Here is a 25,350-nt window from a genome sequence, read left to right as displayed (position 1 = left end):
TCAAAACGTTTGAGGTCCGCCGACGTCGGGCGTGCCGGTCCTGTGGCGTCAAGCCGGGGCCGGAAGCGTACTCATCCCTTCGCCGGCATGACCCGGATCAGGTTCGACGGGTCAGAGGAGAAACCTCTATCTCAGCCGCTCGCTTGCGACACCCCGGAGAACGTCGCGACCCTTAGTCCCTTTCGGGGGGAGGTCAAGCGGGGCGTGGGGAGGAGAGGGGGGGGGGCGGCCCGGCTTCTCAGTCGGGGGGGCGTTAAGGCCGGGCCGCCACAGACGACATCGGGGTTGGGGGGCGTCCGATGTGTCCGATGCAATAAACAACGAGCCTGAAACTTGGTTCCGCGAGAATTCGCGTGTTAGCCATGATTATTGAACCGGAGTTCTCGACCATGCATCTGGCCCGCTTTCCCCGCGTCCGACTGGCGCACCTGCCGACCCCGCTGGAGCCCGCGCCGCGGCTGTCGGAGGCGCTGGGAATCGAGCTGTGGATCAAGCGCGACGACTGCACCGGACTGGCCGGCGGGGGCAACAAGACGCGCAAGCTGGAGTTCCTGCTCGGCGACGCGCTGGAGGTCGGGGCCGACACCCTGGTGACCCAGGGCGCGGTGCAGTCGAACCACGTGCGCCAGACGGCGGCGGCGGCGGCCGCTCACGGACTGAAGTGCGAGATCATCCTGGAAGAGCGGACCGGCTCGACCGCGACCGACTATGTCGAGAACGGCAATGTCCTGCTGGATCGGCTGTACGGGGCGGCGATCCGGCGCGTGCCGGGCGGGACCGACATGGCGGCGGAGCTGGAGCGGACGGCGGAGGCGGTGCGCACGCGGGGCGGTGCGCCCTATGTCATTCCCGGCGGCGGCTCGAACGCGGTCGGCGCCCTCGGCTATGTCGATTGCGCCCGCGAGATCGTGGTGCAGGCGGACGAACTGGACCTGGCCGTCAGCCGGATCGTCACGGCGACCGGCAGCGCGGGCACCCACGCGGGTCTGGTCGCCGGACTGGCGGTCATGGGCGCGGACATTCCGGTTCTGGGCATCGGCGTGCGGGCGCCGAAGGACAAGCAGGAGGCCAACGTGCTGAAGCTGGCCAAGGAGACGGCGTCGCTGCTGGGCCATCCCGAGCGGGTGAAGGACGAGATGGTGGTCGCCGACTGCGACTATGTCGGCGCAGGCTACGGTCTGATCGACCAGGCGGTGATCGAGGCCCTGACGCTGGCGGCGCGGACGGACGGCCTGCTGCTGGACCCGGTCTATACCGGCAAGGCGATGAAGGGACTGATCGCCCTGGCGCGGGCAGGACGGTTCAGGGACGAGACCGTGGTCTTCCTGCACACCGGCGGGGCGCAGGGGCTGTTCGGCTATCAGGGTGAACTGGAAGGCGCGCTGGCGTGAAGACGCTCGGGGTGCTGGGCGGCATGGGGCCGGCGGCGACGCTGGCCTTTCTGGCGCGCGTGCAGGCCCTGACCCCGGCCCGGGGCGACGAGGACCATATCCGCGTGATCGCCGACATCAATCCGCAGGTGCCGAACCGCCATTCGCAACCCGAAGCGGCGGGGCGGACCCTGGCCGAGATGGCGGTGCGACTGGGCGCGGCGGGCGCCGAGGTGCTGGCCATGCCGTGCAACACCGCCCACGCCCACGCCGACGCCATCCGGGCGGCGGGTCTGCCCTTCATCGACATGGTGGGGGAGACGGCGAAGGCCGCCGCGGCGCGCGGCGCGCGCCGGATCGGGGTGCTGGCCACGCCGGGCGGCGAGGCGCTCTACGCCCGGGCGCTGGCGGCCGAGGGGGCGGAGATCGTGCGCCTGTCCGAGGCGGATCGCGCCCGCTTCATGGCCGTGGTGTTTGGCGTCAAGGCAGGCGACACGGGCGTCGAGCAGAGGGCCGCCATGCGCGACCTGGCGGCGGCTCTGGTCGCGGCAGGGGCGGAAGGAATCATCGGCGGCTGCACCGAGGTGCCGCTGTTGCTGGACGCGGCCGACGTGGCGGCGCCGCTGACGGATTCAGCCGAGGTTCTGGCGCAGGCGTGCGTGGTGGCGTGTCTGTAATCTGCCCTTCTCCCCTTGCGGGAGAAGGTGGCCCGGCAGGGCCGGATGAGGGGTTTTGCGAGACTGGCCGTCGCTGAATGCGCAGCGTAGCGCGACCCCTCATCCGACCTCGCTACGCTCGCCCACCTTCTCCCACAAGGGGAGAAGGACTAAAGCGGTACGGTGAAACAGTCTCTCATCATTGATTGCGACCCCGGCGTGGATGACGCCACGGGGTTGCTGACCGCCTTCGCCTCCGCCGATCTCGACCTGCTGGCCGTGACCACGGTGGGGGGCAATGTCAGCGCCGACAAGACGGCGCGCAATGCGCGGATCCTGCGCCAGATCGCCGGGCGCGAGGACGTGCCGGTCTTCGTCGGCGCCGAGCGGCCGCTGAAGCGCGCGTCGGCGGGGGCGGGCGAGTTCCACGGGGACGAGGGACTGGGCGATCTGGAGCCGTTCGAGCCCTCGGCGCCGGTCGGCGAAGGGACGGCGGCGGAGGCCCTCGTGCGGCTGGTCATGGCGCGGCCGGCGGGGAGCGTGGCCCTGGCCGTCATGGGGCCGATGACCAATCTGGCGCTGGCGATGCGGGCCGAACCGAGGCTGGCGGCGCATCTGGGACCGGTGGTGGTGATGGGCGGGGCGCGCAGCGAGGGCGGCAACATCACCGCCAGCGCCGAGTTCAACATCTGGGCCGACCCCGATGCGGCGGCCGAGGTCTTCGCCTCCGGCTGCCGGATGATCGTCATGGGTCTGGATGTCACGCATCAGGTGCGGGCCACCGAGGAACGGATCGCGGCCATCGAGGCGGTGGACACGGGCTCGGCGCGGACGGCGGCGGCCATGCTGCGCTTCTCGCAGAGGATCGAGCGGGTGATCGTCGGCTGGGACGCGGGGCCGTTGCACGACCCCTGCACCGTGGCCTGGCTGTTGAAGCCCGAGCTGTTCGCGCTTCAGCCCTGCCGGATCGCAGTGGAGACCGAGAGCGAGCTGACGCGCGGGCATACGGCGGTGGAGTTCCGCGTCGAGGCCGCGACGGCGAACCATTTCTGGGCGACAAGGGCGGACGCCGACGGGGTCTTCGCCCTGATCACCGAGCGACTGGGAGAAGGCCAATGAGGATCACCGTCGTCGGATCGGTCAATCTGGACATGGTGGCGTCGGCGCCCAGCCTGCCTGGGCCGGGCGAGACGGTGACGGGGGCGACCCTGGCCCGGCACGCGGGCGGCAAGGGCGCCAACCAGGCGCTGGCGGCGCGACGTCTGGGGGCGGAGGTCAGCCTGATCGGACGGGTCGGCGATGACGAGATGTCGGGCGCGGCGGTGGCCCTGATGCTGGCGCACGGGGTGGATCTATCGGGGCTTGAGACGGACATCGCGGCGCCGACGGGGGTGGCCCTGATCGCGGTCGATCCCTCGGGCGAAAACCAGATCGTGGTCGCCGCCGGGGCCAATCACTTCGTCACGCCTGAGCAGCTGCCCTCGCGCATCGAGACGCCGCTGATCGTCCAGCTGGAGCTGCCGATCGAGACGGTCGAGGCGGCGGTGGGGCGGGCGACGGACTTCGTCTGCGCCAACCTGGCGCCGGCCGCTCCGGTGTCGGAGGCCCTGCTGCGACGGGCCGACCTGATCGTGGTCAATGAGACGGAGGCCGCCTTCTATGGCGACGCCCTGCACGTCGGCGGCGGACTGGTGGCGGTGACCAAGGGGGCGCGTGGGGCGGTCATGTACCGGCGCGGCGTCGAGATGGCCTGGGCCACGCCGCCGCGCGTCGAGGCGGTCGATGCGACGGGGGCGGGCGACGCCTTCGTCGGGGCCGTCACCGTCGCCCTGCTGGACGGGATGACGCCGGACGCCGCCCTGCACTTCGCCTGCGCGGCGGGGGCGCTGGCGGCGACGCGGCCCGGCGCGCAGTCGTCGCTGGGCACGCGGGAAGAGGTTCAGGACCTGCTGGCCTAGTCCGATCCTCCCCTGCGAAGCGGGGAAGGGGGACCATCCGAAGGATGGTGGAGGGGGCGAGGCCGGGCGTTGCGGTTTGAAGCTCGGTAGGCGGTCGAGAGGGTCTTTGAAGGCTGGCGGATGTGCCCGCCCCCTCCACCGCTGCGCGGTCCCCCTCCCCCGTGAACGGGGGAGGATTGAGGGCTCAGCGGGTTCGGGACATGACCAGGGTCCAGATAGAGCCCGCCACTTCATCGGCGTCGGACAGGACATCAGCGGCAGGGTAGCGGAGGATTTCGAGGCCCTGTGAGCGCAGCCACGCGTCACGACGGGCGTCATGAGCGGGCGCGTCGCAAGTGCCGTGGATCAGAACGTCGATCTCGACCGCCAGACCCAGGCGGGCGCAATAGAAGTCGAGAACATAGGGACCGAAAGGGTGCTGGCGCCGAAACGCAGGCAAACTGGGTCGCCTACCGCGCAACCGCACCCAGAGCGCCGCCTCGGGCGGGGTCATGGCGCGGCGCAGATGGCGAGCGCGTTTCGAGGTGAGGACTGAGGCTCTCATCGGCGCTTCTAGAACCGGATCACCTGCCGCACCGCCTGACCGTCGGCGAGGGCGTCGAAGGCGGCGTTGATGTCGTCCAGCGCCAGGGTTCCGCTGAGCAGGCGGTCGACAGGCAGGCGGCCCTGACGGAAGAGGGCGACGTAGCGGGGGATGTCGCGGGTCGGGACGCAGGTTCCGATGTAGGAGCCCTTCAGCGTGCGCTCCTCGCCGACCAGGGACACGACGTTGACGGCCAGGGCGGCCTCTGGCGGGGGCAGGCCGGCGGTGACGGTGGTCCCGCCGCGCCGGGTCATGCGCCAGGCGCTGTCGAGGGCGCGGACGGAGCCGGCCATCTCGAAGACGAAGTCGGCGCCGCCTCCGGTCAGGGCGCGGACCTGATCGACGGCGTCGGGATCGGCGGCGTTGACGGTCTGGACCACGCCCTGCGGCCCGAGCGTGCGGGCGAGGGCCAGCTTGTCCTCCGACAGGTCGACGGCGACGATGGGCGAGGCACCCGAGGCCAGGGCGCCAAGGACGCTGGCCAGACCCACGCCGCCGAGGCCGACGACCACCATCGACTGGCCCGCGCGGACGCCCGCCGTGTTCACCACGGCCCCCACGCCGGTCAGGACGGCGCAGCCGAACAGGGCGGCATGCTCGAACGACAGAGCGGGGTCGATCTTCACCAGGGAGCGGCGCGAGACCACGGCGTGCTCGGCGAAGGCGGAGCAGCCGAGGTGGTGGTTGAGGGGTTCGGGTCCGGCGTGCAGGGCGCGACGGCCGGTCAGAAGCTCGCCCTTGCCGTTGGCGGCGGCGCCCGGTTCGCACAGGGCGGGACGACCCTCGGCGCAAGGGTTGCAGTGGCCGCAGGACGGCATGAAGACCATGACGACGTGGTCGCCGACGGCCAGATCGGCGACGCCCTCGCCCAGGGCCTCGACCACACCCGCCGCCTCGTGCCCCAGGGCCATGGGCAGGGGGCGGGGGCGGTCGCCGTTGATGACGGAGAGATCCGAATGGCACAGACCCGCCGCCTTGACGGCGACCCGCACCTCGCCCGGACCAGGGTCGTCGAGGGTGACGGTCTCGAGGCTGAGCGGGCGGCTGTCGGCGTAGGGGCGGGCGGCGCCCGTGTGGCGCAGGACGGCGGCGCGGGTGGCGGTCGGCATGGTCAGGGCTCCCATCTGCTGGCAGGCTAGGCGCATGACGTAGCGGAGGCCAAGGGGCGAGGATGGCGGAGCGAAGCAGGGGGAGGCGCGGCGACTATCGGCGGTTCGTGCGGCTGACGACGCGCTGGGCGGACAACGACGCCTATGGCCACGTCAACAACGTCGCCTATTACGCCTTCATCGACACCGCGGTGAATCAGGTGCTGATCGAGGCTGGCCTGCTGGACGTGACGGGGTCGGAAGTGATCGGGGTGGCGGCGGAATCGGGCTGCCGGTTTCACGCCTCGGCCGCCTATCCGGACGTGATCCACGCCGGGGTGCGGGTCGGGCGGCTGGGATCGTCCAGCATCCGCTACGAGGTCGGGCTGTTCCGCAACGACGAGGACGAGGCGACGGCCGAGGGATTCTTCGTCCACGTCATGGTGAGGCGCGACACGATGCGGCCCGCAGCCATCCCCGAGGCGCTGCGGGCGTTTCTGGAAGGGCTCTGAGCCCTAGCGTTCGTCGTACTGGCGCAGCAGGAACAGGGTTCCGACGGCGGTCAGGGCGCCCAGGGCGAAGGCGGCGACGATGGAGCCGGTGGCGGCGGCGGTGGACACCGTGACGGGGCGTTTGGCGTACCATTCGACGATCTCGCCAGCGTGGGCGTGGTCGAGGCCTTCGTCATAGGCGTCGTCCAGATAGGTGTCGTCGGCGGCCATCTGCGTCTCCCGATATTTGGTCTGCGCTAAATCCCCGGCGCAGTCGGGCGGTTCCCTGTCGTGACAGAGGATCGCACATCCAGTAAAGGCCTCGCCTCACGTTTCAGAAATCTGGCAGCGAGATTCATGGCCGGCCACTCGAAATTCAAGAACATCATGCACCGCAAGGGGCGCGCCGACGCCCAGCGGTCGAAGCTGTTCTCCAAACTGTCCCGCGACATCACCGTCGCCGCAAAGTCCGGCATGCCCGACGTGGCGCTGAACCCGCGCCTGCGTCTGGCGGTCAACAACGCCAAGGCCGAAAGCCTGCCCAAGGACGTCATCCAGCGCGCCATCAACAAGGCCGCAGGCGGCGACGTCGATACGATGGAAGAGGTCCGTTACGAGGGCCGGGGTCCGGGCGGCGTGGGCATCATCGTCGAGGCCCTGACCGACAACCGCAACCGCGCGGCGTCGAACATCGGCGCGGCCTTCAAGAAGAACGGCGGCGCCCTGAGCGAGATGAACTCGGTCGCCTTCATGTGGGATAAGGTCGGCCAGATCATCTACAAGGCCGAGGCCGGCACCGAAGACGCCGTCATGGAAGCCGCCATCGAGGCCGGCGCTCAGGACGTCGAGAGCGATCTGGTCAAGCCGGACATCTATGAGGACGCTCCGGGCCACACCATCTGGACCGCCTTCGAGGACCTGAACGAGGTGGCCGAGGCCATGTCCAAGGTTCTGGGCGACCCGAAGTCGACCGCCATCGTGTGGAAGCCGCAGTCGGAAGTGCCGGTCACCGGCGAGGCCGTCGGCACCCTGTTCAAGCTGCTGGACGCGCTGGACGCCGAGGACGACGTGTCGTCGGTCTATTCCAACGAAGACATCTCGGACGAAGACGCCGCCAAGTACGCGGGCTGATCGTCCTGACCGGTCCCTCTAGCGGGGGCAGGTCTCCATCCAGTCCTGATCCGGCTCGGCGGCCCTGAGGTCGCCGAGCGCGGGGATGTTGCGTTCCGCATCCGCGCTGACGGTGATGTAGGAGAGGGCTGAAGCCGTGGGCGCCTCGCGGTTGTAGACGCTCAATGCGAAGGGCGCATGGCCCGGGGCCTCGACACGCCAGACGCTGTTGCTCTCGCCTGCGCCATAGGCGTAGCAGCCGATGGGATCGACGCGGGCGCCGCGCACGCGCAGACCCTCGACCGGATCAAAGGGCACAGGCTCGCCGGTCGCCGACCAGTTGAAGATGATCCGGGTGGTCGGGACGCGCGTCGTCTCGACGTTCAGATCCGCCAACTGGCCCTGCGAGGCCGAACGCCAGCGGACCATGGAGGCGCGACGCTGGACGTCGGCCGGATCGAGCGCCGCAGGGGTGTCCGCGACAAACACCGACAGCAGCGCGTCGATCATCTGGTTGGCGCGCGTGATCTTCGGCCACTGTTCGAGGCAGGCGCCTTCGGCGTAGCTGGCCATGTTGGCGGTTTCGGCCAGGTCCCGGGTGCAGCGCTCCATGAACTGGGCCTGGGTTTCCTGGGCGGCGGCGGGCGTCGCGGCGAGCGGCCACAGGCCGACCAGAGAGGCAACGAAGAGGGCGGCGCGCATGGCGGCTTCCTTTCGGAGATCACGGATCGGCAAAATGCGCCCGATGGCCGGCGCGGGCAAGCGGGAACCCGTCCCGCCGGGGCGGGTTGAGGCGAAACCCCGCCATTGCCGAAAGCAAGCCTGACTGATGGACATCACCCAGCTGATCCTTGACGACCACGCCGAGCAACGGCGGCTGTTCTCGATCATCGAGCAGATCGACCCGGCCGAGGTGGAGGCGCTGGATGCGGTGTGGGGGCGGCTGTCGGCCTTTCTGGACGCCCACGCCGAAGCCGAGGAGCAGCATTTCTATCCGCAGCTGCTGAAGCTGGGCGAAGGCGCCAACGACGCCGAGGACGGAACCGTCGAGGGCGAGACCGAGGACGCGATCGAGGATCACAACAAGCTGCGCGACGCGGTCAAGGCGGTGGCGGGCCATCGGGTGGGATCCCCGGAGTGGTTCGCCGCCGTGGGCGAGGCCAATGTGGTCAATTCCAAGCATATGGGCGAGGAGGAGCGGCAGGGCCTGACGGACTTCCGGCTGAACGCCGACCTGGCGACACGTCATGCGCTGGGCGTGCGCTTCGCCGCCTTCACCGCGCGACACATCACAGGGGTCAAGCCTGTGAACAAGGACCCGGAAGCCTATGTCGAGAAGCATGGCTGACGTTCAGCTTCCTCCACGGTCCTGCTAGGCTGTCGACGCGCGACGCCGGGGAGGGCTGGATGACGGACGATATGGACCCGCGGCTTGATCTGCCGGGCGCGACGACGCCGCCGGTCGAGGGTCGCCGCTGGCTGTGGGTGAAGCTGGGCGTCTGGGGCGTGGCCCTGGCGCTGATCATCGGCGCGGCCTGGAGCGTGGCCTGGGTGTTGTCGAACGTCAGGGTGCGGCTGGACCTGCCGCCGGCGGCCGAGGCGCCGCCGGCCGAGACCCTGCCGTCCTACACCGCGCCGCCGGAGGCCGCGCCGGCGTCCTATGAGACTGACGAGGGAGAGGTGATCACCCGCCCCGTCTGGCTGCAGGCGCCCCGGCCTGAGTATCCGGAGAGGGCCCAGCGGGCCGGGGCGGAGCGCGGCATGGCGCGACTGGAGTGCCAGGCGGGCGCCGACGGCCACATCCGAAGCTGCCGGATCGTCGAGGAGTCGCCGGTCGGCGTCGGTTTCGGCCAGCAGGCGGTGGCGGCGACGATGAGGGCGCGGGTCCAGCCAAGACTCGTCGACGGCCATCCTGTCGAAAGCCGGGTGGCCTTCACCGCTCGCTACCGTCTGGAATAGGGGAACGGGGCGGCGGGCCTGACCGTTGCCGTGGGATGAATCTGTCCGAGATCGAGAGTTTCGCCCTGCCGATCGTGGGCGCGGTCGTCGCCGGCGGCCTGATCGGGCTGGAGCGGGAGTGGCGGGGGCGTGCGGCCGGGTTTCGCACCCACATCCTGGTCAGTCTGGCCTCGGCCCTGCTGATGCTGGCGGCCATGGGGCAGGCGGACTGGGCGTTTCGCGCTCTGCCGGATGAGAACATCGTCACCGACCCGACGCGTATGGCGCACGGGGTGCTGACGGGCATTGGCTTTCTGTGCGCGGGAGTGATCTTCCGAACCGGCTTTTCCATCCACGGCCTGACGACGGCCGCCAGTCTGTGGATCACCTCCGCGCTGGGGCTGCTGTTCGGAGCGGGGCTGTTCACCCTGGGCGTGGTGGGGACGGTGGTGACCGGGGTGATCCTGATCGCATTGCGACTGGTGAGCGTGAGGCTGCCGGCGCGGGTGCTGACGGACGTGGAGGTGCGCTGGCGCCGCGACGGACCCTCGCCCGAGGCCGAGGTCGAGGCGGCGCTGAAGGCGATTGATCCCTCGCCCCGGCATGACCGCTTCGAGCTGATCGACGGCGGGGCGGTGGTGCGGCGCAGCTGGCGCATCAAGGCGGGCGGCGAGGTCGAGCTGAAGGGACTGGCGGCGCGGCTGTGCGCCCTGCCGGGGGTCACCGACTATGTGCTGGACCCGCGCGACGACTGAGGCGGGCCGGGCCTCTTGTCCCCAGGCGCGGCGCGGTCCACCGTGAACGGTCCTGTGCAGCTTGAGGGTCGGACATGACGGTAGGCGGGGCGTTGGCCGGAACACTGGATCTGGCCCTGATCGGGCCGGTGGCGGCTGCGATGGTCGCGGGCGGCCTGATCGGGATCGAGCGGACCTATCACGGCCATCCGGCGGGGTTCCGCACCCATATACTGGTCTGCATGACCTCGTGCGTGCTGATGCTGGCGGCCATGCACCAGGCGACCTGGGCTTTTGTCGCCCTGCCGGACCAGCGGCTGGTGATCGACCCGACGCGGATGTCGCACGGCATCCTGACCGGCATCGGCTTCCTGTGCGCGGGGGTGATCTTCCGCGAGGGCTTCTCGGTGCATGGGCTGACCACGGCGGCTTCGTTGTGGACCACCTCGGCGGTGGGGGTGATGTTCGGGATCGGGATGTGGGACCTCGGCTTCATCGCCGGCGGGGCCACCCTGCTGGTGCTGGCCATCCTGCGCTTTCTGGACGCCCGCCTGCCGCACGTCGGGGTGGTGGACGTCACCCTGCGCTGGACGCGGGCCTCGGTCCCGGGCGAGGCGACCTTACGCGACCTGCTCTCGGACAGCGGGTTGAAGCCGGTGCGCATCGGCCATGTGGTCAGCCACGACGGCCAGATTCACGAACACCACATCAAGGCGCGCGGGCCGATGCCGCTGAACGTCGCCGGCCTGTCGACACGCCTGGCGGAGCAGGGCGGGCTGGCCGGTTTTTCAGTCATGCCGAGGGACGACTGAGGCAAGGCGCAACCGGTATTTTGGCCGCCGGTACGTTCCAGATGCGGTTCTGGATGTGCGGCATCTGGCCGCCCGGTGCGGCCGGAACGTCGGGGAGGCTGGAGGCTTTTCGGGGACAGGCGGCCTGGCCGCGTCATCCGAAAAGGTCGCTTCATGATCCGCACAGCCCTGCTTTCCGCCGTCGCCCTGACGGCGCTGGCCGCCACCCCCACGCTGGCCCAGTCGGACCGGGAGGCCTGGACCGGTCCCTATGTCGGGATCTTCGGCGGCTACGCCACGGCCAATGACGACGATGACGAGCGGTTGGGCTTCGACCGCAATCTGGACGGTCGCTACGGCGACACGGTCGCCACGGCGGCGGGGGCGGACGCCTTCAGCCCCGGCTTCTGCGGCGGCGCCGCCAACAATCCCACGGCGGCCGGCGGTTGCGACAAGGATTCCGGCGGGGCCGAGGCCGGCGTGCGCGTGGGCTACGACTGGCGCTTCGGCAACATCGTCGCCGGCGTCCTGGGCGAATACAGCGTGACCAGCGTCGAGGACTCGGCGACCGGGTTCAGCACAACCCCCGCCAACTACACCTTCACCCGCGATCTGGAGCAGGTGGCCGCGGCGCGCCTGCGGCTCGGCTACGCCATGGGGCCGACCCTGATCTATGGCACGGGCGGCTATGCCTACGGCAAGTTCGACAACCGCTTCCGCAGCAGCAACACCGCCAACAGCTTCACCGTCACCTCGGACGCCGATGACGGCGACGGCTGGCAGGCCGGGGGCGGCGTTGAATACGCCCTGGGCGGCGGTCTGACGGTCAACGGCGAATACCTCTACACCTCGTTGGAAGCCGACAGCCCCGTGGTCCGCGTGGGCCAGGGCACGGCCCCGGCGACCAATCCCTTTGTCCTGGCGCCCAATACGACGGGCACGGACATGATCCGCAGCAACGGCCGCTTCGGCGCGCACCAGGTGCGGATCGGGATGAACTACCGCTTCTGATCGTCCTCACCGGAAGCGGTGGAGCAGCGAAGGCCGGTCGCCCTGCGATCGGCCTTTTCCGCGCGTCGGGCGGTCCGGTCATTGTTCGTCAACCTCGTTTGGGGCATGACTGGAACGAATGACGAACGTAACGACTCGAATCCTGGGCCTGGACCCCGGTTTGCGGCGCACCGGCTGGGGCGTGATCGAAAGCGAGGGCAGTCGCCTGCGCTGGATCGCGCACGGGGTGGTGACGCCTGCCGAGAAGGCGCCCTTCTCGGAACGGCTGTTGCATCTGCTGGAGGAGGTGGGCTCGATCTGCGCCTCATATTCCTGTGACGAGGCGGCGATCGAGGAGGTCTTCGTCAACATGAACGGGGCCTCGACGCTGAAGCTGGGCCATGCGCGGGCGGCGGTCATGCTGGCCCCGGCAAGAGCGGGCTTGAGCGTGGCGGAATACGCCCCCAGCCTGGTCAAGAAGGCGGTCGTCGGCGCCGGGCAGGCGGACAAGAGCCAGGTGGCCTTCATGATCAAGCGGCTGCTGCCGGCGGCGGGCGAGGTGAAGGCGGACGCGGCGGACGCCCTGGCGGTGGCCGTCACCCACGCGCACCATCGGCGTTCCCTGAGTCTGGGTGCGAGCCTGAGGGGGGCGGCATGATCGGTCGTTTGCGCGGGGTTCTGGCCGAGGTCGGGGAGGCGGAATGCCTGATCGACTGCGGCGGGGTGGGCTATGTGGCGGCCTGCGGGGCGCGGACCTTGGGGCGGTTGCCGGCGCCGGGCGACGAGACGACCCTCTATATCCATAGCCAGTGGAGCGAGGACGCGGGGCCGCGTCTGTATGGCTTCCTGTCCCGCGACGAGCGGCGGGCCTTCACCCTGCTGCTGGCCATTCAGGGCGTGGGGCCGAAGGCGGCGCTGGCCGTGCTGGACGTCCTGCCGCCGGGGGAACTGGCCAGCGCCGTGGCGCGTGAAGACAAGGCGGCGGTGGCGCGCGCCAATATGGTGGGACCGAAACTGGCGCTGCGCATCGTCACCGAACTGAAGGGCAAGGCCCTGGGCGACGGGCATTTCGCGCCGAGCGCGCCGGGCGTCCACGCCGAGGTCGCCGCCGCCCCGCCGCCGCCGAGCGTGACGGGCGAGGCGGTCGCCGCCCTGCTGGGGCTGGGCATAGCCGAGGTCAATGCGCGCCGGGCGGTGGATCAGGCGCTGATCCGGCTGGGGGATGAGGCGGAGCTGTCGGCGGTCATCCGCGCGGCGCTGCAGGAGCTGGGGCGGTGACTTTTCACATCCGCTCATCCCCGCGGAGGCGGGGACCCAGTGCTTTGGCTTTCGGCGCCGTCGCCCGGTATGAAGATGCAATGACTGTGACCGTGCGTCGTGTTGCTCAAACCTGGGTCCCCGCCTCCGCGGGGATGAGCGGTCAATCATGAGCGAGCGTCTGGTGACCGGCGACGCCGCGCCGGGCGAGCAGCACGACCGCGCGCTGCGCCCGCAGACGCTGAACGAGTTCGTCGGTCAGTCGGCGGCCAAGGGCAATCTGAAGGTCTTCATCGACGCGGCGCGCGGGCGCTCGGAGGCGCTGGACCACGTCCTGCTGTTCGGGCCGCCGGGGCTGGGCAAGACGACGCTGGCGCAGATCGTGTCGCGCGAGCTGGGCGTGGGGTTCCGGGCGACGTCGGGGCCGATCCTGGCCAAGGCGGGCGATCTGGCGGCGATCCTGACCAATCTGGAGCCGCGCGACGTCCTGTTCATCGACGAGATTCACCGCATGTCGCCGCTGGTGGAGGAGATCCTCTATCCGGCGATGGAGGATCATGTGCTGGACCTGATCATCGGCGAGGGGCCGTCGGCGCGCAGCGTGCGCATCGACCTGGCGCCCTTCACCCTGGTCGGGGCGACGACGCGGGCGGGGCTGCTGGCCACGCCGCTGCGGGACCGGTTCGGCATTCCGCTGCGGCTTGAGTTCTATTCGCCCGAGGAACTGACGGCGGTGATCCGGGGCGCGGCGCGCAAGATGGGCGCGGCCATCACCGAGGACGGGGCGATGGAGATCGCGCGCCGGGCGCGGGGCACGCCGCGCATCGCAGGGCGTCTGTTGCGGCGGGTGCGCGATTTCGCCGACGCCGAGGGCGGCACGATCGACCGGCTGGCGGCGGCGCGGGCGCTGGCGCGGCTGGAGGTCGACGAGGCGGGGCTGGACAGTCTGGACCGGCGCTTCCTCAAGGCCCTGATCGAGAACTACGGCGGTGGGCCGGTGGGCATGGACACGCTGGCGGCTGCGATCGCCGAGGCGCGCGACGCGGTCGAGGACGTGATCGAACCCTATCTGCTGCAACAGGGCTTCATCATGCGCACGCCGCGCGGGCGGGTGGCCTGCGCGCGGGCCTATGAGCATCTGGGACTGGAGGCGCCGAAGGTTCAGGCCGCGCCGCCGCCGGACCTGTTCGGGCCGTAGGAGGGGCTCGCAAAGGGACTTCACCCGTGCGCCAAACCCGGCCATGCTCGCGCCTGAAGGAGACGGGCGATGGCGCGACGCGGGATCGGGACGGACCAGAAGATCGCGGTGCTGGGCGCAGCCGTGCTGCTGCTCGGTGCGCTGAGCCTGGTCGCCTTGAACCAGGGCGCGCGTTTCGGGCCGAAGCAGGCGACGCCGGCGGAACGGGCGCTGAGCCAGGTGAAGGCGCAGATGGGGCCGGGCGCCGAGGTGCGCTATCTGGAGACGGGCAAGCGCCGCGCCGTCTGCGGCTATGCCGGGATCGCCGGACAGAAGCCGGCCGTGGCCTTCGTCTCGCGCCCCAACCGCATTCTGATGGGCGACGATCCCCTGGGCGCCGAGTTCGCGGAAATGAAGGCGCAGTTCTGTCCCGGCTTCAATGCGGCCGCATCGACGGCTAAGGCTTCGGTGACGACGACCGTTCAGGGCTGACGATGACCGATCAACCGACCGCCGGCCGATTCGACGGGCTGGATCACCTGCTGCCCGTGCGGGTCTATTACGAGGACACCGACTTCACCGGGCTGGTCTATCACGCCAACTATGTCCGTTATTTCGAGCGCGGGCGGTCGGACTTCCTGCGGCTGGCCGGGGTGGGTCACGCCGAACTGCTGGAGCAGGACGAGCCGCTGGCCTTCGTGGTGGCCACGCTGAACCTGACCTACGTCAAGCCGGCCCGGATCGACGACGCCCTGGTGGTGCGGACCCGCTATGAGGCGATCAGGGGGCCGCGCCTGATCATTCGCCAGACGGTCGAGCGCGACGGCGAGGTCCTGTGCCGGGCCGATGTGGTCGCGGTCTGCATCCATCTGGACGGCCGACCTCGACGACCGACAAAGCGGCTGGTCGAGCTGGTGACGCCGTGGCTCTCCGGTGAAGCTTCGCAATAACGAGGTTGTCAGATGCGGCCCCCGTGACGCGGGACGCGACGACGGCTAGACCCGCCGCCATGAAACCGCCACGTCCGCCCGCTCGAAAAGGGTAGACGACACCGGACCCATCCAAGGACGCCGCATGACCGCCCCAGTCGACGCTTCGCTACTGAATCCCATCGCCCTGTTCAACCAGGCGGATCTGGTCGTGAAGGTGGTGATGATCGGCCTGGCCGCGGCCTCGGTCTGGTCGTGGACCATCATCATCGACAAGGCCGTGCGCTTCACCCGCATGAACGCCCGCGCGACTGAGTTCGAGAAGCAGGTCGAGAGCGGCCGGTCGCTGGAAGATGTCGCGGCGCAGGCCGGGGCGCAGCCGGTCGATCCCCTGCCGCGCATGCTGGTGCTGACCTTGCAGGACTGGCGCGAGGCGCGGTCGCGCGGGGCCATGACCGACACCCAGGGTAATATGCTGATCGCCCGCATCGACCGCGCCCTGGATTCGGTCATCGCCCGCGAGAGCCAGAAGATCGAGAACGGCCTGGGCGTGCTGTCGGTGGTAGCCACGGCCTCGCCCTTCATCGGCCTGTTCGGCACGGTCTGGGGCATCATGAACGCTTTCGGCAACATCGCTAAGGCGGGCAACACCAATCTGACGACCGTGGCGCCGGCCATCGCCGAGGCCCTGTTCGCCACGGCTATCGGTTTGGCGGCGGCCATCCCGGCCTACATCGCCTTCAACGCCTTCTCGGTGTCGGCGGGCAAGTTCACGGGCCGTCTGGAAGCCTTTGCCGACGATCTGCAATCGGCCATCGCCCGGCGCCTGGGCGCGCCCTCGGCTCCGCCGCCGCCGCCGGTCCCTTCGTCCGACCTGAACCTGCGTCGGGGCGCCTGATCCATGGCCCTGGGTGGAGGAGGGGGCGGAAGCGCGGGCGGGCGCGGTCGTCGCCGCGCGCGCAAGCGGCCGCTGAGTGAAATCAACGTCACGCCGCTGGTCGACGTCATGCTGGTCCTGCTGATCATCTTCATGATCTCGGCGCCGCTGCTGACGGTCGGCGTCCCGGTGGAGCTGCCCAAGACCGAGGCCAGCGCGGTCGAGACGACCGACAAGCCGATCACGGTCTCGATCGATCAGAACGGGGCCATCTTCATCGGCGAGGGCGAGGTCCGCTGGGAACAGCTGGCGATCCGCGTGGCCGAAGAGGGCGGGGCGGATGCGCGCGACAAGGCGGTCTTCATCCGCGCCGACGGCCGCGCGCCCTATCAGGCCGTGGCCCGCGTGATGGCCCGCCTGTCGGCCTCGGGCTTCACCAAGCTGAACCTGATCACCGACACGGCCGCCGACGAGACGGCGGAGGGCTGACGGCTTGCGTCGACCCAGTCCCGCCATCGCCGGATCGCTCGCGCTGCACGCCGGCGTGGTGGCGCTCGCGCTTGTGTCGTGGTCGTCGAAGGACGAGCCCAAGCCGCTGGTGAACTCGGTGCCGGTGTCGATCGTCTCGGACATCGAGATCGCCGCCGCGCCAGCCGACAATCCGCAACCGGAGCCCTCGCCCGAGGACGGGGCGACGGCGCCGGTCGAGACGCCGCCGGAAACGGTCCCGCCGGAGCCGACGCCGTCTCCGCCGCCGCCCGCCCCGCGTCCGACGCCGCCGGCCCCGCGTCCCACGCCGAGGCCGCCGGAAAAGGCGCCCGCGCCGCGCCCGACGCCTGCGCCGACGCCGCGTCCGACCCCGCCGCGTCCGACCCCGCCCGCGCCCGAGAAGGCGCGCCCCACGCCGCCGGCCCCCGCGCGGCCGACTCCGCCCGCACCGGCCCGTCCGGCGCCCGCCAAGCCTGCGCCCGGTCTGGACCTGGACGCTCTGGCGGGCCCGCCGCGCCCGACCCCGAACCGGGGCCGTCCGGCCACGGGGCAGCAGGGATCGGGGACAGCCTCGCGCGCCACCGGCCCGCAGTTGGCGGCCCTAGGCGGACAGGTGACGCCGAACTGGAACCTGAATTGCGATATGCCGGGGATGGATGATCTGGTGATCCGCGTCACCGTGCGGTTGAGCGCCGACGGGGACATCGTCGGGTCGCCGCGCCTGCAGGACACGCGCAGCGACCCGACCTGGCGGGCGGCTTCGGAAGCCATGTTGCGGGCGCTGCGGGCGACGTCGCCGTTCACGGTTCCTGCCGGTTTCCAAGCTCAGGACGTGCCGTTCCGATTTGAAACCGCGCGTCAGTGCGGCGGCCGCTAAGGCAGGGGCGAGAACTGGACAATGAACCCTCTCCCGGCGGGAGAGGGCTTGAGCCTCCAAGAGCGAAGCGATTGGGTCAGGCGAAAGGGTGAGGGGCTAATGACTGCCTTCGGCGTAAGCCGTTGCGCGGCGCCTGTCGCCGACTTCAACGAACGACCCTCATCCGGCCCTTCGGGCCACCTTCTCCCATCGGAGAAGGGATCGAGGGGGCAGCGCCGCAGGAAAGCGTGCCTCCAAGTCTGAAAGTCGCCCCATTCCGGGGCAAGCTTGTCTTTCACAAGCTGGTTTTTGTCATACGGTCTGGCGATAAGGACCGACGATCCGTCCAACTCTGGGAGCCCTTCATGCGTCTGCACCTTCTCCTCGCCTCGGCCGCGGCGGTCGTCATGGCGGCCCCGGCGATGGTTCAGCCCGCTTCGGCCCAGACCCAGCCACAGGCGACGGCGGCGGCTGCGCCGATGCAGGATGTGGTGGTGGACGAGGGCGTGCTGCGGCCGCTGCAGATCGCCGTGGTGCCCTTCGCCGGGCAGAACGGGCCGCAGATCTCGAACGTCATCAGCGGCAACCTGAAGCGCTCGGGCTTCTTTGACCCGCTGAACCCGGCGAGCTTCATCGAGACGGGGCTGACCCTCGCCAATGCGCCGAACTTCCCGCAGTGGACCTCGATCGGGGCGCAGGCGGTGCTGTACGGCGGCGTCACGCCGCGCGCCGATGGGCGGGTGGACGTGGGCTTCCGCCTGTACGACCCGTACCGCCAGTGCCAGCTGGTCAGCTATCAGTTCACCGCCACGAGCGAACAGTGGCGTCGGATCGCGCACAAGATTTCGGACGTCATCTATCAGCGCATGACGGGCGAGGCGGGCTTCTTTGATTCGCGCGTCCTGTTCGTGTCCGAGAGCGGCACCCAGTTGAACAAGCTGTCGCGCCTGACCATCGTCGATCAAGACGGCTACAACCCCGTCTTCCTGACCCAGGGCGACGAGATCATCATGTCGCCGCGCTTCTCGGCGTCCAACCCGGACGAGGTCACCTATGTGGCCCTGGGCAAGGACTACAGCCGCATCTACCTCTACAACCTGTCGACGGGCCGCCGCGAGAGCCTGGGCGAGTTCGACGGGCAGGTGCTGGCGCCGCGCTTCTCGAACGACGGGTCCAAGATCGCCTTCTCGATCATTCGCGGCGGCAACACCGACGTCTATGTGATGAACCTGCGCACGCGTCAGCTGTCGCGTCTGACCAGCGACCCCGGCATCGACACCTCGCCGTCGTTCAGCCCGGACGGCAACCAGATCGTCTTCACCTCCGACCGCTCGGGTTCGGCGCGCCTTTACACCATGCGGGCGGACGGCTCGGGCCAGCGCCCGATCTCGCGTGGCGGCGGCATCTATACGGCCCCGGCCTGGAGCCCGCGCGGCGACATGATCGCCTTCACCAAGCAGTCGGGCGGCCGCTTCCACATCGGAGTGATGAAGTCGGACGGGACAGGCGAGCGCATCCTGTCGTCCAGCTATTTCGAGGAAGGCCCGTCCTGGGCGCCGAACGGCCGCTACATCGCCTTCGCGCGCCAGAGCCCGGGCGGCGACACCCGCCTGTGGACCGTCGACCTGTCGGGTCGCGTGGTGGCGCAGGCGGGCTATGACGGACGCGGTTCGGACCCGGCGTGGTCGGGTCTGCTGGACGCCCCGCCGGCCAGCCTGGGCATCGGTCAGGGCGCGGATTCCTGCCCCGCCTGACGGGGGTTACGGCTTCGTGAGATCACGAGCGGAGCCATTCCCATAAACTGTGCGTTATCGCGTCTGGCGCGGCTGGATGCCGCGGTCTAGCAGAGCCGGATAAAGCCAAGCTTGAGGCCGCCGTCCTCAGACTAGAATACAAGGAGACGACCCAATGAATTCCTCGACCCTGATCAAGCTGGCCGCCGTCAGCGCCGCCGTCGCCGCCCTGGCCGCCTGCGCGCCCAAGCCCAAGGTGGAGCCGGCCGTGCCGGTGGAACCGGCCCAGCCCACCGGCCCGCAATACCCGACCGCCCCGACCGGCCCCGTGACCGGCGGCAACGTCGGCGCCGCCGCGCCGGGCTCGGAGCAGGACTTCGTCGTCAACGTCGGCGATCGCATCTACTTCGATCTGGACTCCTATTCGGTGCGCCCGGAAGCCCAGCCGCGTCTGGACGCCCAGGCCGCCTGGCTGCAGCGCTATCCGCAGGTCACGGTTCGCATCGAGGGCAACGCCGACGAACGCGGCACCCGTGAATACAACCTGGCCCTGGGCGCCCGTCGCGCCGAGGCCGTCCGCACCTATCTGATCCAGCGCGGCGTGCCGGCTGGCCGTATCGACACCATCAGCTTCGGCAAGGAGCGTCCGATCGCCGAGGGTTCGAACGAGTCCGCCTGGGCCCAGAACCGCAACGCCCACACCGCGATCGTGTCGGGCGCCCCCCGCTAAACCGGGCGACAGCGTCAGAATGACGGGAGGCGTCGGCTTTGCAGCCGGCGCCTCTTTTCTTTGCGGGCGCAGCGGATCAAAGTCCGCGCCGAATCCGGGGGGAAGCGGAATGATTGATCTGGAAGCAGCGGGCGGCGCCATGACGGGCGGCATCATCGCAGGGGCCATCGAGAAGCCGACCGGAAAGTCGGGCGAGCATCATGCGGTCTGCGCCGACTGCGGCGCCGAGGTGACGGGCCGCTTCTGCGCCAACTGCGGTCAGGCGGCCCATGTGCACCGCACCCTGCTGCATCTGGGCGAGGAACTGCTGCACGGGGTCATGCATTTCGACGGCCGCTTCTGGCGGACCCTGCCGCTGCTGATCGTCAACCCCGGGCGGCTGACGCGTGAATGGGTGCAGGGCAAGCGGACGCGCTACGTCTCGCCTCTGGCCATGTTCCTGTTCACCCTGTTCGTCATGTTCTTCGCCCTGAGCTTCATGCCGCATTCGGAGATGAAGCTGCAGGGGCTGCCGGAGCAGATCGCCGCCCAGCGCGAGGCGATCGCGGAGGCCGAGGTGGTCGTCGCCGCCGCCCAGAGGGAGGTCGATGCGGCCACGGCGGCGATGGAGCCGGCCGGCGACGCGCCTCCGCCGGTCAACAGCGGCGCGCGGGCGGGCGTGTCCGCCGGCGTTCTGGCCGCGGCCCAGGCCGGAGTGATCAACGAAAAGGCCAAGCTGGCGCGGCTGGAGCACGACGCTCTCGAGGGGCGCAAGGACGGGCTGTCGCCGGGCTCCTGGCAGGCGCAGGTGGCCGATATCGCCGCCGACGTGGGCAAGAACGGCGAGACCAACGGCCTGACCAAGACCGTGGCCAAGAAGCTGAAGAACCCGGACCTGGCGCTCTACAAGCTGCAGCAGACCATCTACAAGTTCGCCTTCCTGCTGGTGCCGCTGTCGATCCCCTTCGTGGCCCTGATGTTCCTGTGGAAGCGGGGCTTCACCCTGTATGATCACGGGGTCTTCGTGCTGTATTCGCTGACCTTCATGTCGCTGCTGCTGATGGCGGTGGTGGTGCTGGCGACGACGGTGAAGGGGGCGGGGGCTGTCGCGGGACTGGTGGCGAGTTTGATTGTCCCGGTCCACATGTTCGCCCAGTTGAAGGGCGCCTACAGCCTGAAGATCTTCTCGACCCTGTGGCGGACGGTGGCCCTGCTGATCTTCTGCGAGATCGCCGCCACCCTGTTCATCGTGTCGATCATCTACCTGGGGCTGGGACACTGACCCGGGCCTGGATCTCGGCCTTGCGAGCGCCGCAAATCGGTGGGACGACTTGAGACATGCTTAAGCTGACTTTTTCCAAATCCGCCGCCATGACGGCCATCGGTCTGACCCTGATCGGAGGCGCGGTCGTCGCCCAGGTCGCGCCGATGGAGCCAGTCCAGTGGGACAAGCGCCGTCTGGACCAGCTGGACCGCAATGTCCGCCGTCTGGAACGCGCTCTTACCCAGAGGAACGCCGCCGGCCAGCCGGTGCTGGTCGAACCCGATCCCGAGGTCGTGGCCATGCAGGGCCAGCTTCAGATCATGGAGCGTCGCTTGTCGGATCTGGAGCAGACCTTCCAGCGGGTGAACGCGGACGGCGAGCGCCTGACCTTCCAGCTGGACGAGGCCACGCGCGACAACGCCGCCCTGAGCCGTCGCCTGCGCGATCTGGAAGGCCGGGTCGAGCGCGCCGAGAAGGCGGCCGAGGAAGAGGCGGAGTTGAACGGGCCGATCGTCGCCCACTCGCCGACCGGCGACGCCGCCCAGGACTTGACGGCGGCGCTGCGTTTGTTGGGGACCGACGGCGTGCGCGGGCAGCGCGCGCTGGAGACGGTGATCGTCACCTGGCCCAATACGCCGCAGTCGCGTGAAGCGAATTCGCGCCTGGGCGACGTCTATGTCGCCGCGCGCGAAAACGCCGCCGCCGTGCCGGCCTACGCCGCCGCCCTGAACGGCTGGCCGCGCACGCCCTGGGCGCCGGAGACGACGCTGAAACTGGCCGAGGCCCTGCGCGCCACCGACCGGGCCACCCAGGCCTGCGGCGCGCTGACCGAGTTCACCCGCCGCTACGCCGAGACGGCGACGGCGGCGCAGAAGACCCGCGCCACGCAGCTGCGCACGCGGGCGAACTGCAGCTGACGCCAGCCGACGCCGACGGCCTGACCGGCCGGGCGTTCGCCCGGCTGGATGCGCGGCTGGATGCGGAAAGGGCCGAGCCGGTGGCGGTGGCCCTGTCGGGCGGGGGCGACTCCATGGCCCTGCTGCATCTCGCCGCCGACTGGACCAAGGCCCACGGACGGCGGCTGCTGGCCCTGACAGTGGATCACAATCTCAACGCTCTGAGCGCGGACTGGACCCGGTTCGCGGGCGAGGCGGCGCGGGCGGTCGGGGCTGACTGGCGATCCCTTCGCTGGAACGATGCGGCGAGCGGGCCAGGGCTGACGGCGCGGGCGCGGGCGGCGCGACATGGATTGATCGCCGAGGCGGCCCGCGACGCGGGCGCGCGGGTAGTGCTGCTGGCCCATACCGCCGACGACGTGGCCGAGGCTGACTGGATGCGGGCGCGGGGCTCGACCCTGGGCCGCGTGCGCGAGTGGTCGCCGTCGCCGGTCTGGCCCGAGGGGCGGGGGCTGATGCTGTTGCGGCCGCTATTGAACGAGCGGCGCGAGGTCCTGCGGGACTATCTGACCGGGCGGGGGCAGGCCTGGATCGAGGATCCGGCTAATGCGGATGCGCGGTTCGGGCGCAGTCGGGCGCGGGCGGCGTTGGCGAGCGCCTTGGCGGGAGACGTGGATCGCGCGGCCTTCCCCCCCCGGTTGCTGCGCGACCACCCTCCCCAGCAAGGGGAGGGTGAGGCAGGGCTGATGGCCTGGGCCGGCGTGCTGGAAATCCCGCGGGGCGCTCCGGCGGCCAGGTTGGCGGCGGCGCTGGTTTGCGCAGGCGGCGGGGCGGTTCCGCCGCGCGGGGATCGGCTGGCGGGACTGATGGCGCGTCTAACGGCGGGCGAAGACTTCACGGCGGGACTGACGGGAGCGCGGATCGAGGCGGAGGGGACGAGAGTCCTGCTGATGCGCGAGCCCGGCGAGATGCGTAGGCGAGCGCCCGAGGCGATGATGCTGACGCCGGGCGTGGGGGCCGTCTGGGACGGTCGGTTCGAGATCACGGCGCGCGCTGCCGGCTGGCGCGTGACGGTGGCGGAAGGACGTCTGGCGCGGCTGTCGGCCGGGGATCGGCGGGTGCTGGCGGGACTTCCGCCCGCGGCGCGGGGCGGGCTGCCCGTGCTGATCCGAGACGGCGAGGATGCGCCGGTTCTTGCATGGCGAGCGGCGACGGTGCGGATGTTGGCGCCGCAGCGTCTGAGGCTGGCCTTGGGCGAAACGACGCAGGAAGCCGACCTCTTTCACCCCATGCATGGCGAAACGCCGCCGACTGACCTATTTTCGTAGAAAGACTGCCGATCGGCGGAGCCCGAGGGCGTTCGCCGAGAAACCGAGGATCGAATGAATCTGCGTAATTTCGCCATCTGGGGCGTGATCCTGCTGGGCCTGGTCGCGGTCTACGCCGCCATCGGGCCGAACGCAGGCGGGGCCATGCCGGGCGCCAAGGCCGCGGCGGCGGGCCGTCCCGACCCCATCACCTATTCGCAGTTGATCACGGCCATCAACGGTCAGGAGATCAAGACGGCGACGGTGCGCGGCGACACGGTGAACGGCGTCTACAAGAACGACACCAAGTTCACGACCGTGACGCCCCTGCCCAACGCCGACATCATCGACAAGATGCAGGCCGCCGGCGCGACGGTGGACGTCAAGAGCACGCGCCAGCCCTGGTGGTCAGGCCTGCTGGGCCTGCTTCTGCCGGTGGCCCTGATCATCGCCTTCTGGTTCTTCATCATGAACCGGATGCAGGGCGGGGCGAAGGGCGCCATGGGCTTCGGCAAGTCCAAGGCCAAGCTGCTGACCGAGCACAAGGGCCGCAAGACCTTCGAGGACGTCGCCGGCGTGGACGAGGCCAAGGAAGAGCTGCAGGAGGTCGTCGACTTCCTGAAAGATCCGGGCAAGTTCCAGCGTCTGGGCGGCAAGATCCCCAAGGGCGCCCTGCTGGTGGGGCCTCCGGGCACCGGCAAGACCCTGCTGGCGCGCGCGGTGGCGGGCGAGGCGGGCGTGCCCTTCTTCTCGATCTCGGGTTCGGACTTCGTCGAGATGTTCGTCGGCGTCGGCGCCAGCCGCGTGCGCGACATGTTCGAGCAAGCCAAGAAGAATGCTCCGTGCATCATCTTCATCGATGAAATCGACGCCGTGGGTCGCCATCGTGGCGCGGGACTCGGCGGCGGCAACGACGAGCGCGAGCAGACCCTGAACCAGCTGCTGGTCGAGATGGATGGCTTTGAGTCCAACGAAGGCATCATCCTGATCGCAGCGACCAACCGTCCCGACGTTCTGGACCCGGCCCTGCTGCGTCCCGGCCGCTTCGACCGTCAGGTCGTAGTGCCGAACCCCGACGTTTCAGGCCGCGAGCGTATTCTGCGCGTGCACATGAAGGACGTGCCGCTGGCCGCCGACGTGAATGTGAAGACGATCGCGCGCGGCACGCCGGGCTTCTCGGGCGCCGACCTGGCCAACCTGGTCAACGAAGCCGCCCTGATGGCCGCCCGCAAGGACCGCCGCATGGTCACGCACCGCGACTTCGAGGACGCCAAGGACAAGGTCATGATGGGCGCCGAGCGCAAGTCCATGGCCATGAACGAGGAAGAGAAGCGCCTGACCGCCTATCACGAAGGCGGCCACGCCATCGTCGCCATCAACGTCAAGATGGCCGACCCGGTGCACAAGGCGACCATCGTCCCGCGCGGACAGGCTCTGGGCATGGTGATGCAGCTGCCGGAAGGCGACCGCTATTCCATGAAGTACCAGCAGATGGTCGACCGCATCGCCATCATGGCGGGCGGCCGCGTGGCCGAGGAGCTGATCTTCGGCAAGGAGAACATCACCTCGGGCGCCAGCTCCGACATCCAGCAGGCGACCAAGCTGGCCCGCCGCATGGTGACGCAGTGGGGCTTCTCGGACGTGCTGGGCACCGTGGCCTATGGCGAGAACGAGCAGGAGGTCTTCCTGGGCCACTCGGTCGCGCGCAGCCAGAACATCTCCGAGGAGACCGCCCGCCTGATCGACAGCGAGGTCAAGAAGCTGGTCACCTCCGGCTGGGACGAGGCGCGCCAGATCCTGACCGACAAGGCCGACGATCTGGAGAAGCTGGCCCAGGCCCTGCTGGAATACGAGACCCTGTCGGGTCACGAGATCACCGACCTGCTGGAAAAGGGCGTGACCCCGAACCGCGACGACGCCAACTCGCCCGTGCCGGGACCGTCGGTGTCCGTGCCGGTGACGCCGGTGTCCGACGGCACCGACATCGAGACCGGCAAGGCTTCGGAGCCGGAGCCGGCGGCTGCGCCGTCGACCAGCGTGCCGACCGTCTGATCCGTTCAGGCAGGCCGAAATAAAAGGAGGGGCGGGCCGCAGGGTCCGCCCCTTTTTCGTGGTCGCAACGGGCGCGCGACATTCTGGCAGACAAG

General features: G+C 69.8%; 29 protein-coding genes and 1 riboswitch. Of the genes, 25 read left to right on the top strand and 4 right to left on the bottom strand.

Annotated elements, in window-relative coordinates; genetic code table 11:
- Window positions 1–56: 56 nt before the first annotated feature.
- Window positions 57–166: riboswitch (TPP riboswitch) on the bottom strand.
- A gap of 223 nt (window positions 167–389) precedes the next feature.
- The 4 genes from B4A39_RS06520 to B4A39_RS06505 all read left to right on the top strand — a co-directional run bounded on the left by B4A39_RS06520 (window position 390) and on the right by B4A39_RS06505 (window position 3,984).
- Complete coding sequence (locus B4A39_RS06520) at window positions 390–1,391, top strand: D-cysteine desulfhydrase (RefSeq protein ID WP_292034725.1); 1,002 nt, start codon at window positions 390–392, stop codon at window positions 1,389–1,391.
- Complete coding sequence (locus B4A39_RS06515; protein WP_292034538.1) at window positions 1,388–2,047, top strand: aspartate/glutamate racemase family protein; 660 nt, start codon at window positions 1,388–1,390, stop codon at window positions 2,045–2,047. Before B4A39_RS06520 ends, B4A39_RS06515 begins: the two co-directional genes overlap by 4 nt.
- 162 nt (window positions 2,048–2,209) lie before the next feature.
- The gene (locus B4A39_RS06510; RefSeq protein ID WP_292034536.1) at window positions 2,210–3,145 is read left to right on the top strand and encodes a nucleoside hydrolase; all 936 of its coding nucleotides are present in this window, start codon (window positions 2,210–2,212) and stop codon (window positions 3,143–3,145) included.
- On the top strand, window positions 3,142–3,984 hold the full coding sequence (locus B4A39_RS06505; RefSeq protein WP_292034534.1) for a ribokinase: 843 nt from the start codon (window positions 3,142–3,144) through the stop codon (window positions 3,982–3,984). Before B4A39_RS06510 ends, B4A39_RS06505 begins: the two co-directional genes overlap by 4 nt.
- Window positions 3,985–4,168: 184 nt before the next feature.
- On the opposite strand, the gene B4A39_RS06500 is transcribed toward B4A39_RS06505, so the two are convergent.
- Window positions 4,169–4,528, bottom strand: a complete 360-nt coding sequence (locus B4A39_RS06500) for an endonuclease domain-containing protein (RefSeq protein ID WP_292034532.1) — start codon at window positions 4,526–4,528, stop codon at window positions 4,169–4,171.
- Window positions 4,529–4,536: 8 nt separating this feature from the next.
- Complete coding sequence (locus tag B4A39_RS06495; protein WP_292034530.1) at window positions 4,537–5,676, bottom strand: zinc-dependent alcohol dehydrogenase family protein; 1,140 nt, start codon at window positions 5,674–5,676, stop codon at window positions 4,537–4,539.
- Window positions 5,677–5,738: 62 nt separating this feature from the next.
- Here B4A39_RS06495 and B4A39_RS06490 point away from each other — a divergent pair, with 62 nt between their 5' ends.
- Window positions 5,739–6,167, top strand: coding sequence for an acyl-CoA thioesterase (locus tag B4A39_RS06490; RefSeq protein WP_292034528.1), 429 nt, complete (start codon window positions 5,739–5,741; stop codon window positions 6,165–6,167).
- Window positions 6,168–6,170: 3 nt separating this feature from the next.
- On the opposite strand, the gene B4A39_RS06485 is transcribed toward B4A39_RS06490, so the two are convergent.
- On the bottom strand, window positions 6,171–6,377 hold the full coding sequence (locus B4A39_RS06485) for a hypothetical protein (RefSeq protein ID WP_233190139.1): 207 nt from the start codon (window positions 6,375–6,377) through the stop codon (window positions 6,171–6,173).
- Window positions 6,378–6,503: 126 nt separating this feature from the next.
- On the opposite strand from B4A39_RS06485, the gene B4A39_RS06480 reads away from it, so the two are divergent.
- Complete coding sequence (locus tag B4A39_RS06480) at window positions 6,504–7,277, top strand: YebC/PmpR family DNA-binding transcriptional regulator (protein WP_292034521.1); 774 nt, start codon at window positions 6,504–6,506, stop codon at window positions 7,275–7,277.
- A gap of 18 nt (window positions 7,278–7,295) precedes the next feature.
- Here B4A39_RS06480 and B4A39_RS06475 read toward each other — a convergent pair whose 3' ends face one another.
- Window positions 7,296–7,958 carry a hypothetical protein gene (locus B4A39_RS06475; protein WP_292034518.1) on the bottom strand — a complete coding sequence of 221 codons (663 nt, stop codon included), beginning with the start codon at window positions 7,956–7,958 and terminating at the stop codon, window positions 7,296–7,298.
- Window positions 7,959–8,085: 127 nt separating this feature from the next.
- On the opposite strand from B4A39_RS06475, the gene B4A39_RS06470 reads away from it, so the two are divergent.
- The 19 genes from B4A39_RS06470 (at window position 8,086) to ftsH (ending at window position 25,255) form a co-directional block, all read left to right on the top strand.
- The gene (locus B4A39_RS06470) at window positions 8,086–8,604 is read left to right on the top strand and encodes a hemerythrin domain-containing protein (protein WP_292034516.1); all 519 of its coding nucleotides are present in this window, start codon (window positions 8,086–8,088) and stop codon (window positions 8,602–8,604) included.
- 59 nt (window positions 8,605–8,663) lie between these two features.
- On the top strand, window positions 8,664–9,215 hold the full coding sequence (locus B4A39_RS06465) for an energy transducer TonB (RefSeq protein ID WP_292034514.1): 552 nt from the start codon (window positions 8,664–8,666) through the stop codon (window positions 9,213–9,215).
- Between the two features lie 35 nt (window positions 9,216–9,250).
- Window positions 9,251–9,949 (top strand): MgtC/SapB family protein, encoded by a 699-nt coding sequence (locus B4A39_RS06460; protein WP_292034512.1) that lies wholly within the window; start codon window positions 9,251–9,253, stop codon window positions 9,947–9,949.
- A 74-nt stretch (window positions 9,950–10,023) separates the two neighbouring features.
- Window positions 10,024–10,740, top strand: coding sequence for an MgtC/SapB family protein (locus B4A39_RS06455; protein WP_292034511.1), 717 nt, complete (start codon window positions 10,024–10,026; stop codon window positions 10,738–10,740).
- 153 nt (window positions 10,741–10,893) lie between these two features.
- A complete protein-coding gene (locus B4A39_RS06450) occupies window positions 10,894–11,730 on the top strand; it encodes an outer membrane protein (protein ID WP_292034510.1) in 837 nt (278 codons plus the stop codon).
- 118 nt (window positions 11,731–11,848) lie between these two features.
- On the top strand, window positions 11,849–12,367 hold the full coding sequence (gene ruvC, locus B4A39_RS06445; protein ID WP_292034508.1) for a crossover junction endodeoxyribonuclease RuvC: 519 nt from the start codon (window positions 11,849–11,851) through the stop codon (window positions 12,365–12,367).
- Window positions 12,364–12,987 carry a Holliday junction branch migration protein RuvA gene (gene ruvA, locus B4A39_RS06440; protein ID WP_292034506.1) on the top strand — a complete coding sequence of 208 codons (624 nt, stop codon included), beginning with the start codon at window positions 12,364–12,366 and terminating at the stop codon, window positions 12,985–12,987. The genes ruvC and ruvA overlap by 4 nt, the downstream gene beginning before the upstream one ends.
- Window positions 12,988–13,135: 148 nt before the next feature.
- Window positions 13,136–14,164 carry a Holliday junction branch migration DNA helicase RuvB gene (ruvB, locus tag B4A39_RS06435; protein ID WP_292034504.1) on the top strand — a complete coding sequence of 343 codons (1,029 nt, stop codon included), beginning with the start codon at window positions 13,136–13,138 and terminating at the stop codon, window positions 14,162–14,164.
- Between the two features lie 69 nt (window positions 14,165–14,233).
- Complete coding sequence (locus tag B4A39_RS06430) at window positions 14,234–14,635, top strand: hypothetical protein (protein ID WP_292034502.1); 402 nt, start codon at window positions 14,234–14,236, stop codon at window positions 14,633–14,635.
- A 2-nt stretch (window positions 14,636–14,637) separates the two neighbouring features.
- Window positions 14,638–15,093, top strand: coding sequence for a tol-pal system-associated acyl-CoA thioesterase (gene ybgC / locus B4A39_RS06425; RefSeq protein WP_292034500.1), 456 nt, complete (start codon window positions 14,638–14,640; stop codon window positions 15,091–15,093).
- 124 nt (window positions 15,094–15,217) lie between these two features.
- On the top strand, window positions 15,218–15,970 hold the full coding sequence (gene tolQ, locus B4A39_RS06420) for a protein TolQ (protein WP_292034497.1): 753 nt from the start codon (window positions 15,218–15,220) through the stop codon (window positions 15,968–15,970).
- Window positions 15,971–15,973: 3 nt separating this feature from the next.
- On the top strand, window positions 15,974–16,438 hold the full coding sequence (locus B4A39_RS06415; RefSeq protein WP_292034495.1) for an ExbD/TolR family protein: 465 nt from the start codon (window positions 15,974–15,976) through the stop codon (window positions 16,436–16,438).
- A 4-nt stretch (window positions 16,439–16,442) separates the two neighbouring features.
- On the top strand, window positions 16,443–17,315 hold the full coding sequence (locus tag B4A39_RS06410; RefSeq protein WP_292034494.1) for a hypothetical protein: 873 nt from the start codon (window positions 16,443–16,445) through the stop codon (window positions 17,313–17,315).
- A gap of 344 nt (window positions 17,316–17,659) precedes the next feature.
- Window positions 17,660–19,048 (top strand): Tol-Pal system beta propeller repeat protein TolB, encoded by a 1,389-nt coding sequence (tolB, locus tag B4A39_RS06405; protein WP_292034492.1) that lies wholly within the window; start codon window positions 17,660–17,662, stop codon window positions 19,046–19,048.
- A 154-nt stretch (window positions 19,049–19,202) separates the two neighbouring features.
- Window positions 19,203–19,757, top strand: coding sequence for a peptidoglycan-associated lipoprotein Pal (pal, locus tag B4A39_RS06400; protein WP_292034489.1), 555 nt, complete (start codon window positions 19,203–19,205; stop codon window positions 19,755–19,757).
- 109 nt (window positions 19,758–19,866) lie between these two features.
- Complete coding sequence (locus B4A39_RS06395; RefSeq protein ID WP_292034488.1) at window positions 19,867–21,018, top strand: DUF3667 domain-containing protein; 1,152 nt, start codon at window positions 19,867–19,869, stop codon at window positions 21,016–21,018.
- Between the two features lie 56 nt (window positions 21,019–21,074).
- Complete coding sequence (locus tag B4A39_RS06390; protein ID WP_292034486.1) at window positions 21,075–21,917, top strand: tol-pal system protein; 843 nt, start codon at window positions 21,075–21,077, stop codon at window positions 21,915–21,917.
- 80 nt (window positions 21,918–21,997) lie between these two features.
- Window positions 21,998–23,224 carry a tRNA lysidine(34) synthetase TilS gene (gene tilS, locus B4A39_RS06385; protein ID WP_292034484.1) on the top strand — a complete coding sequence of 409 codons (1,227 nt, stop codon included), beginning with the start codon at window positions 21,998–22,000 and terminating at the stop codon, window positions 23,222–23,224.
- A gap of 54 nt (window positions 23,225–23,278) precedes the next feature.
- The gene (ftsH, locus tag B4A39_RS06380) at window positions 23,279–25,255 is read left to right on the top strand and encodes an ATP-dependent zinc metalloprotease FtsH (protein ID WP_292034483.1); all 1,977 of its coding nucleotides are present in this window, start codon (window positions 23,279–23,281) and stop codon (window positions 25,253–25,255) included.
- The last annotated feature ends 95 nt before the right edge of the window (window positions 25,256–25,350 follow it).

The organism is Brevundimonas sp. UBA4553 (genome assembly GCF_002387245.1).
GTDB lineage: Bacteria > Pseudomonadota > Alphaproteobacteria > Caulobacterales > Caulobacteraceae > Brevundimonas.
Note: the sequence above shows the minus strand (reverse complement) of the source record. Positions and strands in the feature narration are given on the sequence as shown.